Here is a 13520-nt window from a genome sequence, read left to right on the forward strand (position 1 = left end):
CGTCGCCTCAGTCGTCATAGCGGATTTGGGGGTCGAGGGCCGAGTAGATCAGGTCCACGATCAGGTTCATCAACACGATCAGGGCGCCGTAGAACACCACCGTGCCCATCACCAGGGTGTAGTCGCGGTTGAGCGCGCCCTGAACGAAGTAGCGGCCGATGCCGGGGATGCCGAAGATCTGCTCGATCACCACGGAGCCGGTGATGATGCCGGCGATGGCCGGGCCCAGGTAGGAGGTCACCGGCAGCAGGGCAGGGCGAAGGGCGTGGCGCCAGACCACCTCGGCCTCGGTCAGCCCCTTGGCTCGGGCGGTGCGAATATAGTGGCTGCCCATCACCTCGATCATGCTGGCGCGCATCATCCTCGCGATATAGGCGATCTGCTGGATCGACAGGGCGATCACCGGCAGGATCAGGTTGGGCAGGGCGCCGTCGTTCCAGCCCCCCGCCGGCAGCCAGCCGAGCAGCACCCCGAACACCAGCGCCAGCACCGGTGCCACCACGAAGTTGGGCACCGCGATGCCGGCCAGCGCCGTGCCCATCACCGTGTAGTCCACGGCGGTATTGCGCTTTAGCGCGGCGATGATGCCCAGCGGCAGGCCGATTGCCAGCGCCAGCAGAATCGCCAGGCCGCCGATCTGCAGACTCACCGGGAAGCCCTGCATGATCAGCTCGGTGACGGTGAAGTCCTTGTACTTGAACGAGGGCCCGAAGTTGCCCTGGACCAGGTTGCCCAGGTAGCGGAAGTACTGCTGCCACAGCGGTTCGTCCAGGTGATAGGCGGCCATCAGGTTGGCCTCGATCTCCGGCGGCAGGGCTCGCTCGCCGTCGAAGGGCCCGCCGGGGGCGATGCGCATCAGAAAGAAGGCGATGGTGATGACGATCAGCATCGTCGGTATGGCCTGGGCCAGGCGTTTCAAGGTGTAGCTCAGCATGGCGCCGTTCCTCGGTTGACATGGAGGGCGGGCCGTCCCTGGCCGCGCCCGCGATAGGGTTGAAGCGGATGATCGTCAGGGCGCGTCGTCGTCCACGGACACGTAGCGCAGCGGATGCACGTCGAGCGTCGTGGGCTGCCAGCCCTTGACGTCCGGCGAGACCAGATTGACGACCACGTAGTCGTAGATCGGCAGCATCACGTCGGCTTCCAGCAGGCGCTGCTCGGCCTCGGTCATCAGCGCGGCGCGTCGGTCCACGTCGAGCTCATGGGTGCTGGCCTCGACCAGGGCGTCGTACTCGGGGTCCGCGTAGCCGGTGCTGGCCGCCGCCGAGCCTCCCGCTGCGTAGGCGTTGAGGAAGTCGTAGGGGTCGTTGACCGTGGCCACGAAGCCGTAGCGGGCGACCTCGAAGTCGCCCTGGCGCAGGCCGGCGAAGTGCACCGCCGCCTCGCGATTGACCAGCTCGATCTCGCCCCCCAGCGGGCGCCACATGGCGGCGATGGCCACGGCGATCTTCTTGTGGTCTTCCAGGGTGTTGTAGGACAGCTCAAGTTCAAGCGGTCGATCCGGCCCGTAGCCGGCCTGATCCAGCAGCTCCCGGGCCCTGGCCCGGCGGCTGTCCATGTCCTGGTCATGGAAGTCGAGGCTTGCCGAGGTGGGCGAGGCGATGGTGCGGGGCACGAACCAGTAGGACGGCGTCTGGCCCATGCCCAGCAGGCGCTCGGTGATCACCTCGCGGTCGAGCGCCAGGTTCAGCGCCTCGCGTACCCGCTCATCGCTGAGCGGCGTGCCTTCGCGCAGGTTGAGCATATAGAAGTAGCTGCCGATCAGCGGCCCGACGCGCAGCGACTCGCTCAGGTTCTCCTGGGCCCACTCGAACCGCGCGGAAGGCACCGCGCCGTAGGCGATGTCGAGCTCGCCTGAGCGAAAACGGTTCATCAGCGCCGAGGTGTCCTCGATGGCGTGGAAGTCGACACCCTCCAGCGCCACCTCGTCGGCGGCGTAGTAGCGGGGGTTGCGCTCCACCTCGACCTTGTCCTGGGGCTTCCAGTCGGTGAGCACGAAGGGTCCACTGGCCACCAGGGTGCCTGGCCGGGTCCAGTCCTCGATGCCGCTGGTGAGCAGGTGGCGGGGCAGAGGTGCGGCCTCGGTCATCGCCATGGCCTGAAGAAAATAGGCGGTGGGCTCGGACAGCCGGATTTCCAGGGTGTGGGAATCCAGCGCGGTGACGCCGAGGCTCTCGGGTTCGGCCTCCCCGGTGTTGATCGCCCGGGCGTTGATGATGGGGTAGTAGAGGTTGGCGTTGTGGTTGGCAGTGGCCGGCGTCACCAGGCGTTGCAGGGCGAAGACGGCATCGTCGGCGGTGATCGGCTCGCCGTCGGACCACTGCGCCTCGCGCAGCCGGAAGGTGATGACCCGGCCGTCGTCGGACAGCTCCCAGGATTCGGCCAGGCCCGGCACCAGGGCGCCGTCGGGGCCGTAGTTGACCAGACGATCGAACAGTTGGCGGGTGATCCGGCTCTCCCAGTTGCCGCTGACCTTCTGCGGATCCAGGGTGCTGGGTTCGGCGCCGTTGCCGACCTGAAGGGTGGCGGCCTGGGCGTCGGCAGCGGGCAGACAGAGTCCGAGGCTTGTCGTTGCCATCAGGCCGGCAAGTGCCAGCGGACGAAAAGCGTCCATGGAAACCATAGCGAAGTCCTTGTGGGGTAGGCAGAGCGTCGGTAGGGGACCCGCCTCCTGGTGGAGGCGAGTTCTCGCAGCGAGTCGTTGAAGCGAGTCCTTGAAGCGAGTCCTTGAAGATAGCCCAGCGCTGCTATTTACCAACCCAGCGCTGCTACTCGTCGAAGGAGATCCAGCGAGACGGGTGATCGTCCTCGATGTTGTCTTCCCAGCCGCTGATCTTCGGGTTCACCAGGTTGCGCGAGACGTAGTAGAGCATCGGGATCAGGGCGTCGTCGTCCATGGCCAGGGCCTCGGCGCTTTCCATGACGGCCTTGCGCTCATCCAGGTCCAGGGTGGCAGCGGCCTGGTCGTAGAGGGCGTCGAACTCCTCGTTGGCGTAGGCTCCGTAGTTGTTGCCGACGCCGGAGCGCAGCAGTGCCAGAAAGTTCTCGGCGTCGTTGTAGTCGGCGATCCAGCCGGCCCGGGCCACGTCGAAGTCACCCTCGGCGATGGTCTGGTAGTGTACCGTGGCCTCGGCATTGACCAGCTCCACCTCGACACCCAGCGGGCGCCACATGGACGACACCGCCACCGCGATCTTCTTGTGCTCGTCGGTGGTGTTGTAGCGCAGGCGCAATTCGAGCGGTGACTCCTGGCTGTAGCCGGCCTCTTCCAGCAATTGCTTGGCGCGGGCCATGCGGGCGTTCATGTCATCGGTGATGTCATTGCCGTCGGCGTCTTCGAAGCTGGTGTTCTGCACCTCGTAGTGATCGATGCCGTCAGGCACGAAGGACAGCGACTTCTGGAAGGTGCCGCCCATGATCTGCTGGGCGATGACGTCGCGGCGCACCGCCATGTTGAGCGCCTCGCGTACCTTGGGGTCGGCGGTGGGATGACCGTCGCGGTGGTTGAACACGTAGTAGTAGCTGCCGAGGTAGGTGGCCATGTGGGTGGCCTCGGGGATCTCTTCCTTCAACAGCGGATACATGCTCGAGGAGTACTCGGTCATGATGTCCAGCTCGCCTGCGCGAAAGCGCGAGACGCCGGCGTTGCGATCCTCGATGGTGTGGTAGCGCACACCGTCCAGCGCCACCTGGTCGGCCTCGTAGTACTCGGGGTTCTTGACCACGGTGATGCGCGACTGGGAGATCCACTCGGTAGGGGTGAAGGCACCGTTGGTGACGATATTGTCGAGATCCACGTAGTCCCGGCCGTACGCCTCGAAGGTGTGCTGCGGCTGGGGGTAGCCGGTGTAGTGGGTCAAAAGCTGCAGGAAGTAGGGCGTCGGTTGAGTCAGCTGGACCACGAAGGTGCGGCCATCGTCGCGGCTTTCCACGCCAAGCTCCTCCAGGGGCAGCTCGCCGGTGTTGACCTCCCGGGCGTTGACCACCGGGTACAGCATGTAGGCGTACTTGGAGGCGTTGGTCGGGTCCAGCAGGTGGCGCCAGCCGAACACGAAGTCCTCGGCGGTGACAGGCTCGCCGTCGGACCAGCGGGCGTCCTCGCGCAGGGTGAAGGTGTAGGTCTTGCCGTCCTCGGAGACCTCCCAGTCGGTGGCCATGCCGGGCAGGATCTCGCCGTCCGGGGCGTTCTTCACCAGGCCCTCGTAGACGTCCATCAGGATCTGGGACTCCCACACGCCGCCGGAGATCTGGGAGGTGTCGAAAGAGGCGAGTTCGCCGGTGACGCCAAGGTCGAGGGTCTCGGCCATGGCCGGTGCACTGATGGCGGCCGCCAGGGAGGACAGGGTCAGGCCGGAGGCCAGCGCCAGGCGGCGGGCCCAGCGAGCACGGATCGCGATCATGTCAGTTCCTTGTTCGTGTTGGCATTGTTGTCGCGGGCCGGGCCGTTGGCAGCGTGGTTCGCTGCGACCACGGCCATCGTGGGAAGGCCGCACAAGGTGTGCGACACCGGCTAAGCCCGCTTAGTCGATATCGACCATCGCGCCGTGGCTCCGGTGCTGTCCAGACGAAAATTCTCATGACGTCTTGCGTTTCGTCGATAGCCCCGTGGGAGCCCTTGTGGCAAGGGGGCTCGATGGCAGGGGCAGGATGACGGGGTTAGACGTTTTGGCTACAATGCATCCCCTTTATCGCGGCCTGGCCGACGATCATCGCAACTGGCCCATCGCCACCGGCGCATCGCAACCGGCATGCCGGTACCCGGCGAGGGACGACAAAAGGCGAACTTCATGTTGGAAACCAACCCGATTCACAACCTCATCAAGGACCTGTCTGAGCGGACAGACGTCCTGAGGGGGTATCTTTGACTATGCCGAAAAGAAAGATCGGCTAGAGGAAGTCACCCGCGAGCTCGAGGACCCGGCGGTCTGGAACGACCCGGACTACGCCCAGAAACTCGGCAAGGAACGTGCCTCGCTGGAGCTGGTGGTCGCCACCATCGACGAGCTGGACCAGGGCCTCGGCGACAGCCGGGACCTGCTGGAGCTGGCCGAGATGGAAGACGACGAGGCCACCGTGGCCGAGGTCGAGAAGGAACTGGCCTCGATGCAGGCCAACCTCGAGAAACTCGAGTTCCGGCGGATGTTCTCCGGCGAGATGGACGAGAACAGCGCCTATCTCGACATCCAGGCGGGCTCCGGCGGTACCGAGGCCCAGGACTGGGCCAACATGCTGCTGCGCATGTATCTGCGCTGGGCCGAGTCCCACGGTTTCAAGGCCGAGATCATCGAGCTGTCGGCCGGTGAAGTGGCCGGGATCAAGTCGGCCACGGTGCACGTCCAGGGCGAGTACGCCTTCGGCTGGCTGCGCACCGAGACCGGGGTGCATCGTCTGGTGCGCAAGAGTCCGTTCGACTCCGGCGGCCGTCGCCACACCTCCTTTGCCTCGGTGTTCCTGTCGCCGGAGATCGACGACAGCTTCGAGGTCGAGATCAATCCGGCGGATCTGCGCGTCGACACCTACCGCTCCAGCGGCGCCGGTGGTCAGCACGTCAACACCACCGACTCGGCGGTGCGGATCACCCACGAGCCGTCCGGCGTGGTGGTGTCGTGCCAGAGCCAGCGCAGCCAGCACGCCAACCGCGACTTCGCCATGAAACAGTTGAAGGCGAAGCTGTGGGAGCTGGAGATGCAGAAGCGCAACGCCGCCAAGCAGGAGGCCGAGGACTCCAAGGCCGACATCGGCTGGGGCAGCCAGATCCGCTCCTATGTGCTGGACGACCAGCGCATCAAGGACCTGCGCACCGGCGTGCAATCGAGCAACTGCGACAAGGTGCTCGACGGCGATCTTGACCAGTACATCGTCGCGAGCCTCAAGCAGGGGCTTTAAGCGACCGTCGCCAAGCCCACCGCGTCGCGACCTCGCCCCGGGAGCCAAGTGGCCTCGGGGCGTTTCGCCACCACCATTCATGGGTCCCGTGCCGGGGCCGTTCGGGGAACCGCTGTGGCGGCTTCCCTGCCGTGACAGAGACGAGTAGCCATGGCCAACCAGGATACGCCTTCCACCAATGACGCCGTTGCCGAAGAGAACCGCCTGATCGCGGAGCGCCGCGCCAAGCTGGCGGCTCGTCGCGAGCGCGCCGAGGCCGAGGGCGGCAGCGCCTTCCCCAACGACTTTCGCCGCGACAGCCTGGCCGCCGAACTCGAGGCGGAACTCGGCGAGCATGACAAGGAAGCGCTGGAATCGCTGGGCCGCGAGGCCGCGGTCGCCGGGCGCATCATGCGCAAGCGCGGACCCTTTATCGTGATCCAGGACGTCAGCGGCCAGATCCAGCTCTACGTCGACAAGAAGGGGCTGGATCCCGCCCTGCTCGAGGACATCAAGGGCTGGGACATCGGCGACATCGTGGCCGGCCATGGCCCGGTGCACAAGTCCGGCAAGGGCGACCTGTACGTGATGATGCGCGAGGCCAAGCTCCTGACCAAGAGCCTGCGCCCGCTGCCCGACAAGTTCCACGGTCTCACCGACATGGAGGCGCGTTACCGCCAGCGCTACGTCGACCTGATCATGAACCCGGACTCGCGTCGGGTGTTCGAGACCCGTGCCGGCATCATCAGCGCCATGCGCCGGTTCTTCGAGGATCGCGGCTTCATGGAGGTGGAAACGCCGATGCTGCAGCCGATCCCCGGCGGCGCCACGGCGCGTCCCTTCATCACCCACCACAATGCGCTGGACATCGACATGTACCTGCGTATCGCGCCAGAGCTTTACCTGAAGCGCCTGGTGGTAGGGGGCTTCGAGCGGGTCTTCGAGATCAATCGCAACTTCCGCAACGAAGGGCTGTCCACCCGCCACAACCCCGAGTTCACCATGGTCGAGTTCTACTGGGCCTACGTCGACTACCAGGCGCTGATGGACCTGACCGAGGCGATGCTGCGCGAGATCGCCCAGAAGGTGCTCGGCACCACCACCCTGAACTACCAGGGAGCGACCTACGACCTGGGCCAGCCGTTCGTGCGGATGACCCTGCGCGAGGCGATCCTGGCTCACGGCGAAGGCATCGAGGCCGCGGACATCGACGAGCTCGACGCCGCCCGTGCCCTGGCCGAGCGTCTCGGCATCAAGGTCAAGGACGGTTGGGGGCTCGGCAAGCTGCAGACCGAGATCTTCGAGGAGGTGGCCGAGGCGCGCCTGGACCAGCCGACCTTCATCACCGAGTATCCGGCCGAGGTCAGCCCGCTGGCGCGGCGCAACGACGCCAATCCCTTCGTCACCGACCGCTTCGAGTTCTTCGTCGGCGGCCGCGAAATCGCCAACGGCTTCTCCGAGCTCAATGACGCCGAGGACCAGGCCGAGCGCTTCCGTGCCCAGGCGGCCGAGAAGGACGCCGGTGACCTGGAGGCGATGTACTACGACGCCGACTACGTGCGTGCGCTCGAGGTAGGCCTGCCGCCCACCGCCGGCGAGGGTATCGGTATCGACCGCCTGGTGATGCTGTTCACCGACAGCCCCTCGATCCGCGACGTGCTGCTGTTCCCGGCGATGCGCCCGGAAGCCGGCGAGGCCTGAGCCGTTCGGCCTGGCCCCCGGGGACAATGTCCCCAGTGGTCGGGCCGATGGATTGTCGGCGGGGCCGGGCCGATGGATGGTCGGCGGGGCCGGGCCGATGGATGGTCGGCGGGGTCGGGCCGATGGATGGTCGGCGGGGTCGGGCCGATGGATTGTCGGCGGGGCCGGGCTTTTGCTGGCAAGCGAGGCCCTTAGCACCCATAATGGCTGCGATTCGACGTCGAGGAGACCGCGATGAAACTGCTCAACCGCTCCGCCCTGAGCGTCAGACCCACCCAGCACTTTGTTGACTGGATCAATGCCCTGGAACCGACCATGGGCGATGACGACCTCACGCTCGCCGACGTCGACCGGGAAAGCACGGTCTACCTGATCCCGGAGATGGACACCCCTGAGGCGCTGGAAGCCTTCGTTCGCGAGCGCTATCTCGAGGTGCTCGAGAACGAACTGCGCGCCTGGGAAGAGGACGAACGGCAGTGGCCCGAGGCCCTGAACTGGGAGCTGTTCCAGCGCTTCTTGCAGGTCGAGCACAGCTATCTGGCGATCGATCTGGATGGCGAGGCTGCGCTTGAGATCTCCGAGGTGGACGACGAACTGCTGGCCGACCTCGAGCAGGACTGAAACAGCGCGGCCTGCCGCCGCTGATCAGTGTCTGCCGGATGTACCCCGCAGGTGTCGACGAGACCGGCCACGGCCGGTCTCGTTGCGTGCCGGCATGACCTCCTGTGCCTGACCACCCCGATGCAAGACAACACCCGCCTAGACAACACCAGGAATTGCCCCGATGAGTCGACTGTTCTCCACCCGTGACGGCGACGACGGCCTGCCCGGGCCGGAGCGACGGCTGGCGGTCATCGCCCTGGTGCTGGGGACCCTGATGGCAGTGGTGGACACCACCATGATCAATATCGCGCTGCCCTCCATGGCGCGGGATCTGGGCGTGTCCGATGCCCGCGCGGTGTGGATCACCAACCTGTTCCAGGTGGTCTGCGCGGCCATGCTGCTGGTGTTCGCCGCCGCCAGCGAGTTGCTCAGTCGGCGCAAGGTCTACGTGGCAGGGCTCACCCTGTTCGTGGTGGCGGCGCTGGGCAGCGCGCTGTCGCCCAACTTCGAGACCCTGCTGGTGTTTCGTGCCCTGCAGGGCGTCGGCGCCGCCGCCACCCTGTCGATCGGGCCGAGCCTGTATCGCTCGATCTTTCCCTCGCGCCTGCTCGGCAGTGCCCTGGGCCTGTCGTCGCTGGTGGTGGCGGGGGGCTACGCCGCCGGCCCGTCGATCGGTGGTCTGGTGCTGTCGGTGGCCAACTGGCCGTGGCTGTTCGCCCTCAACGTGCCGCTGGGCGCCGCCGCCGCGGTCATGGCCTGGCGAGCCCTGCCCAGGGAGGAACGCCGCGAGGGCAACTTCGACGCCTTCGGCGCCCTGGCCTCCATGGCCATGCTGGCGGGACTGTTCATGTGCATGGACGCCGTCGGTCATCGCGCGCCGCTGGCCGAGATCCTGGCCTGGCTGGCGGTGACGGTGGTGTCGGCGGTGGCCTTTATCCGTCGCCAGGGGCGGGCTCCCCATCCGCTGCTGCCACTGGGGCTGTTTCGTGAACCGCGTTTCAGCCTGGCAGTGTCCGCCCAGGGCACCGCCTTCATCGGACAGGGGCTGACCTTCGTTGCGCTGTCGTTTCTCTACCAGCAGCAGATGGGCTACTCGGCGCTGCATACCGCCTGGTTGTTTACCCCCTGGCCGCTGACCATCATGGTGGTCGGGCCGCTGTCCGGTCGTCTGGCCGATCGCTTCAACCCGAGCGTGGTGGCGAGCGCGGGCCTTGCCATGCTGTTGCTGGGGCTGGTCAGCCTGGCGGCGCTGCCGCAGGACGCCAGCGCGATCGACAGCCTGTGGCGCACCGCCCTGTGCGGCGCAGGCTTTGGCCTGTTCCAGCCGCCCAACAACCGTGAACTGATGACCAGCGTACCCAAGGCCCGCAGCGCCAACGCCTCGGGGGTGATGAGTACCACCCGCACGGTGGGGCAGTCGCTCGGGGTGGCCCTGGTCGGGCTGTGCCTGGCCGCCGGCGCCGGCGTTCAGCAGGCGTTGTGGGTCGGCGCTGCCACCACCTTGCTGGCGCTGGTGATCAGCCTGGTGCGTATCCCCCGGGCCCATCGTGCGTATCGTGCGGCGCGGGAGCAGAAGAAGGCCGCGCGCGCCGGCTACTCCGAACGAGTGGGCGAGGACGCCCCGAACCGGGTCGCGGATCGGGCTTAGTCAGCGGCTGGGCGAGGGCGTACAATGGCACAGTATGTACAAAATTAACCGTCACAGACGCGAGTACCCATCATGAGTATTCAGGCGACCATCGAACACAAGCTAAAGGCCCTGGAGCCCACCGAACTGGTGGTCGAGAACGAGAGCCACATGCACAGCGTGCCGCCGAACTCGGAAACCCACTTCAAGGTGACCCTGGTCTCCGAGCGCTTTTCCGGGCTGATGCCGGTCAAGCGCCATCAGCAGATCTACTCGCTGCTGGCCGATGAACTGTCCGGCCCGGTCCACGCCCTGGCGCTGCACCTTTACACCCCCGGTGAATGGGATAGCCGCAGCGCACCGCGTCCGGACTCGCCCAACTGCATGGGCGGCTCACGCTCGTGACGCCGGAGCCGACACGGCTCGCCTATCTGGATGCCATGGGGCTGACCGCCTGGGTGGCCCGCTACCAGCTGCCCAACGCCCGCGAGACCGAAGCCTGCGACTGGCCCGAGCCGGTACCAGAGGAGCGGCCCCAGCCCGGTGCCAAGGGCCTGCATGCGCTGCTCGATGACATGCCCGCTTCGGCCGGCGGCGACACTTCCCCCGGGGCGACCGAGCCGGCCGCTGTCGCTGATTCGTCCTCTGCCGTCCAGGCTCCTGCACCCCAGGCGCCGGCTGGTCCGCGCAAGGCCAGGGCGCTGCTCGGTGATATCGTGCCCGATGCAGACGACGGTGCGGCGACGGCCCCCACGGCCATGCCGGCAGAGGATGAGGCGGAGGAAGGCGCCGAGCCGCTGCGCTTCGGCTGTCAGGTGGCCTGTCTCGACGGTCGCTGGCTTTTGCTGGTCGCCCGTGACGAACCGCTGGGGCCCCTGCACCAGCGGCTTCTGCTCAATATCCTGACCGCCGCCGGGGTCAGGCCGTCGCAGCGACCGGTATTCGACTCCCTTGCCTGGCCACTGGAAGAAGGCTTGCCGGTCAGGCGGCCGTTGGACGAGGCGCGTCAGGGGCTGAAGGCCTTTGTGGCCGGGCGCGCCCGTCGGGGCTGGTCGCCGCAGCGGGTGCTGGTATTCGGCCACCAGGAGGCGCTGATGCAGGCACTGGACCCGTCCGACGCCACCGACAACGGCGCGCAGCCAGCGCACAGCCAGACCCTGGCGCTGCCGTTGTGGCAGGGCCCGGGGCTCGACGAACTGCTCGCCGGTGGTGGCGTCGGCGCCGAGGCCAAGCGCCGGCTGTGGGCGCAGATCGGCGAGTGGCAGGCGCAGTGGGGCGACGGCACTCGAGGTGATGCTGGAGGTGATGGTGCTGGAGACGATGGTGCCAGAGACGACAGCGATGGCGCTTGAGGCGACAGCGGGCCAGCAGAGCTGTCCGCATAGCGGTGGCTACGGTCCTGTCCGTGTCCTCGGCGCCGCCGATCTTGACGTCCTCCTGCGATTGGAAGCGATGGCGTCAGCGCCGTTGTCCAGCCCTCAGGCGCTGGCCCAGGCACTGGAAGATGACCAGCGCCTGCTGCTGGGGATCGATCGGCTGGGTCCGGCGAGTGATGTCGGCGTCGAAGGCGGCCTTGATGCGGGCATGACGGGGCAGAGGGCTATTCACGCCTACGCCTTGCTGGCACGCCAGCCCTTCGAGGCCGAGCTGGAAGCGATCCTGGTGGCCCCACAAGCTCGCCGCCAAGGGCTTGCCGCACGGCTGCTGACAAGCCTGATTGCGGTAGCGCGCCAGTGGGGCTCGGAGCGACTGCTGCTGGAGGTGCGTGCAGACAACGCCGCGGCGATCGCCTGCTACCGAGCCGCCGGCTTCGCCGAGGACGGTGTGCGCCGAGGCTACTATCCGCCGCTGGCCGATGGCGGTGTGCGCGTCGATGCATTGCTGATGTCGCTGGCGCTTGGCTGAAGCGGTCTCAAGCGCTCGGCTTCCTCCTTCCGCTCGGCATTCTTGCCTCCATCGTCGGCACAACGCAAAAGGGCTCCCCATGGGGAGCCCTTTCGTTCGTGTCGGCCGTTCGCGTCAGCCGTTCGAGTCAGCGCCGCCGTCACACAAGGCAGGTCAGAGGCTGTGGGCGGGTGCCTGGTCGGCACTGCCGGTCTCGCCTTCCACCTCATCGAGCTGGCCCAGGATGGCGGTCAGACGACGTTCCCACTCTTCGCGATCCTGCTTCAGGCGAGCGTTTTCCTCGCGCAACTCCTCGGCTTCCAGTTTCAGCAATTCCAGGGCCTCAAGGGCGCTGGTGACCTTCTTTTCGAGTTGGTTGAAGAGTTCCGTGCTCATCCTCGTCTCCTGACATGACGTGGGGTGAAGGCGCGACGCGCGCCCCGATGGAACGAGCGTAACGCCGCCGCCGCCGGCGAACAAGCGTCGCCGGGCGGCGACGGGGCTGCTTTGCTGATTCGGCTCAGGAATTACGACGGTCGCGTGCTTGGGGTACTGCCGGCTCAGCTCTCAGGCGCAGCGTCCTTGAGCGAGTCGGCGTCGCTTTCGCTGCGGCGATAAAGACGCCCCATGCTGTCTCCGGCGCGGACTTCGCGGTGCAGCTGCCAGGTGGGGGGCACGGCGGTGCTCTGTCGCGACAGCGATTCTTATAGTTGTTCCTCGCTGATTAGGTTCTGAAGCGCTCCGGGCGGAAGGTCTCGAGCATGGGGTTTTTGGCGCCGGAGAGGATTTCATCGGTCAGCAGTTCGCCTACCACCAGGGCCAGGGTGGCACCTGAATGCGTGAAGGCGACGAAACACCCCGGTACCGCTTCGAGTTCTCCGAGGACGGGTTCGCCGTCGCCAGGAATGGGCTTGTAGCCGATCTTGTAGTTGTCGGTTTCCAGCCGAGGCGAACCCTTCACCAGGCGAGAGGCTTCGTCGAGCAACTCTTCGATCACAACCTCTGAAATCTGGTAGCCCGAATTATCATCCCCTTCGATATAGGCTTCGTACCAGTCGTGGTCGACCGCTAGGCTGCCGGCCGGGTTGGGGCGAATGGCCGCGCGAGGAGTATTCATCACGCACTCGACCCCGTGCTCTAGTGGCTTGGTCACCACCAGCATGGAGAGAGGGGAGGCATTGGCGATAGTGACTCCTAGAGGAGCCACCACCTCCGGCGTCTGGGCGCCACAGGCCACCACCACCCTGTCCGCCGGGTAGTGACCGGCGTGCTGAGTGTCGACGCCGTTGGCGTGGCCCGCCGCATCGCGTGTCACGCTGGCCTTGCCGCAGCGAGCGATTAGCTCGCCGCCGAGCTCACGGAATTCCTGCATCAGGTGATCGATCAGGTGGGGCAGACTCACCCAGCCCTCACCGGGATTGAAGATGGCAGTGTCGGGCAGGGTTTCGGTATTGACGTTGGGAGTATGGCGAGCCACGTCGGCACCCCCGGTGAGGCGGGAGTGATAGGCGTGAGCCATTTCGTTGGCGTGGCGCTCACGGACGCTGACGTCGTCTTCGCTCCAGAACAGGCCTCCATCGAAGCGTAGCCAGTCGCACTCGGGATTTTCGGCGTAGAGCGTGCGGTAACGATCGATGCCGGCCATGCGCAGGGCGTGATAGGCCTGGGAGCGCTCACCGGCGGAATTCAGCCATGACAGTGAGCGGCCAGAGGCGCCAGAGGCCAGTTCACCTTCGGTAAAGAGGTTGACCCGGGCGCCTTGACGGAGCAGGTGTACGCCGACGGAGACGCCGATGACGCCACCGCCGATGATGGCGATGCTGGGATACTGGGAAGCCAT

12 protein-coding genes are annotated in these 13520 nt (G+C 66.4%); 7 read left to right on the forward strand and 5 right to left on the reverse strand.

Annotated elements, in window-relative coordinates:
- Nucleotides 1–7 precede the first annotated feature (7 nt).
- From oppB to NKF27_RS02505, 3 genes are all read right to left on the reverse strand, one after another.
- Nucleotides 8–934: an oligopeptide ABC transporter permease OppB gene (oppB, locus tag NKF27_RS02495; RefSeq protein WP_253555220.1), complete on the reverse strand. Its 927-nt coding sequence runs from the start codon at nt 932–934 to the stop codon at nt 8–10.
- A gap of 75 nt (nt 935–1009) precedes the next feature.
- On the reverse strand, nt 1010–2623 hold the full coding sequence (locus tag NKF27_RS02500) for a peptide ABC transporter substrate-binding protein (RefSeq protein WP_253555222.1): 1614 nt from the start codon (nt 2621–2623) through the stop codon (nt 1010–1012).
- Nucleotides 2624–2768: 145 nt separating this feature from the next.
- Entirely contained in the window at nt 2769–4400 is a 1632-nt protein-coding gene (locus tag NKF27_RS02505) for a peptide ABC transporter substrate-binding protein (RefSeq protein WP_253555224.1), read from the reverse strand.
- A gap of 387 nt (nt 4401–4787) precedes the next feature.
- Between NKF27_RS02505 and prfB the strand changes: the two genes are divergently transcribed.
- From prfB to NKF27_RS02540, 7 genes are all read left to right on the forward strand, one after another.
- A protein-coding gene (prfB, locus tag NKF27_RS02510; RefSeq protein ID WP_197037043.1) for a peptide chain release factor 2 occupies nt 4788–5886 on the forward strand; the annotation gives its coding sequence in 2 pieces (ribosomal slippage) (nt 4788–4862 and nt 4864–5886; 1098 coding nt in all).
- Between the two features lie 150 nt (nt 5887–6036).
- The gene (gene lysS / locus NKF27_RS02515) at nt 6037–7566 is read left to right on the forward strand and encodes a lysine--tRNA ligase (RefSeq protein WP_253555225.1); all 1530 of its coding nucleotides are present in this window, start codon (nt 6037–6039) and stop codon (nt 7564–7566) included.
- A gap of 234 nt (nt 7567–7800) precedes the next feature.
- Entirely contained in the window at nt 7801–8187 is a 387-nt protein-coding gene (locus NKF27_RS02520; RefSeq protein ID WP_045991311.1) for a hypothetical protein, read from the forward strand.
- Between the two features lie 163 nt (nt 8188–8350).
- Nucleotides 8351–9817 carry an MFS transporter gene (locus tag NKF27_RS02525; RefSeq protein ID WP_253555227.1) on the forward strand — a complete coding sequence of 489 codons (1467 nt, stop codon included), beginning with the start codon at nt 8351–8353 and terminating at the stop codon, nt 9815–9817.
- 72 nt (nt 9818–9889) lie between these two features.
- Nucleotides 9890–10201, forward strand: a complete 312-nt coding sequence (locus NKF27_RS02530; RefSeq protein ID WP_045991309.1) for a BolA family transcriptional regulator — start codon at nt 9890–9892, stop codon at nt 10199–10201.
- The gene (locus tag NKF27_RS02535) at nt 10198–11148 is read left to right on the forward strand and encodes a hypothetical protein (RefSeq protein WP_253555228.1); all 951 of its coding nucleotides are present in this window, start codon (nt 10198–10200) and stop codon (nt 11146–11148) included. The genes NKF27_RS02530 and NKF27_RS02535 overlap by 4 nt, the downstream gene beginning before the upstream one ends.
- Nucleotides 11120–11701: a GNAT family N-acetyltransferase gene (locus NKF27_RS02540; protein ID WP_253555229.1), complete on the forward strand. Its 582-nt coding sequence runs from the start codon at nt 11120–11122 to the stop codon at nt 11699–11701. The genes NKF27_RS02535 and NKF27_RS02540 overlap by 29 nt, the downstream gene beginning before the upstream one ends.
- A 153-nt stretch (nt 11702–11854) precedes the next feature.
- On the opposite strand, the gene zapB is transcribed toward NKF27_RS02540, so the two are convergent.
- Together zapB and NKF27_RS02550 are read right to left on the reverse strand one after the other, a co-directional pair.
- Nucleotides 11855–12076 (reverse strand): cell division protein ZapB, encoded by a 222-nt coding sequence (zapB, locus tag NKF27_RS02545; RefSeq protein WP_253555230.1) that lies wholly within the window; start codon nt 12074–12076, stop codon nt 11855–11857.
- 328 nt (nt 12077–12404) lie between these two features.
- Nucleotides 12405–13520 carry an FAD-binding oxidoreductase gene (locus NKF27_RS02550; RefSeq protein ID WP_253555231.1) on the reverse strand — a complete coding sequence of 372 codons (1116 nt, stop codon included), beginning with the start codon at nt 13518–13520 and terminating at the stop codon, nt 12405–12407.

The sequence above is a fragment of the Halomonas sp. DN3 genome, from assembly GCF_024137905.1.
In the GTDB taxonomy this organism is placed as follows: domain Bacteria; phylum Pseudomonadota; class Gammaproteobacteria; order Pseudomonadales; family Halomonadaceae; genus Halomonas; species Halomonas litopenaei.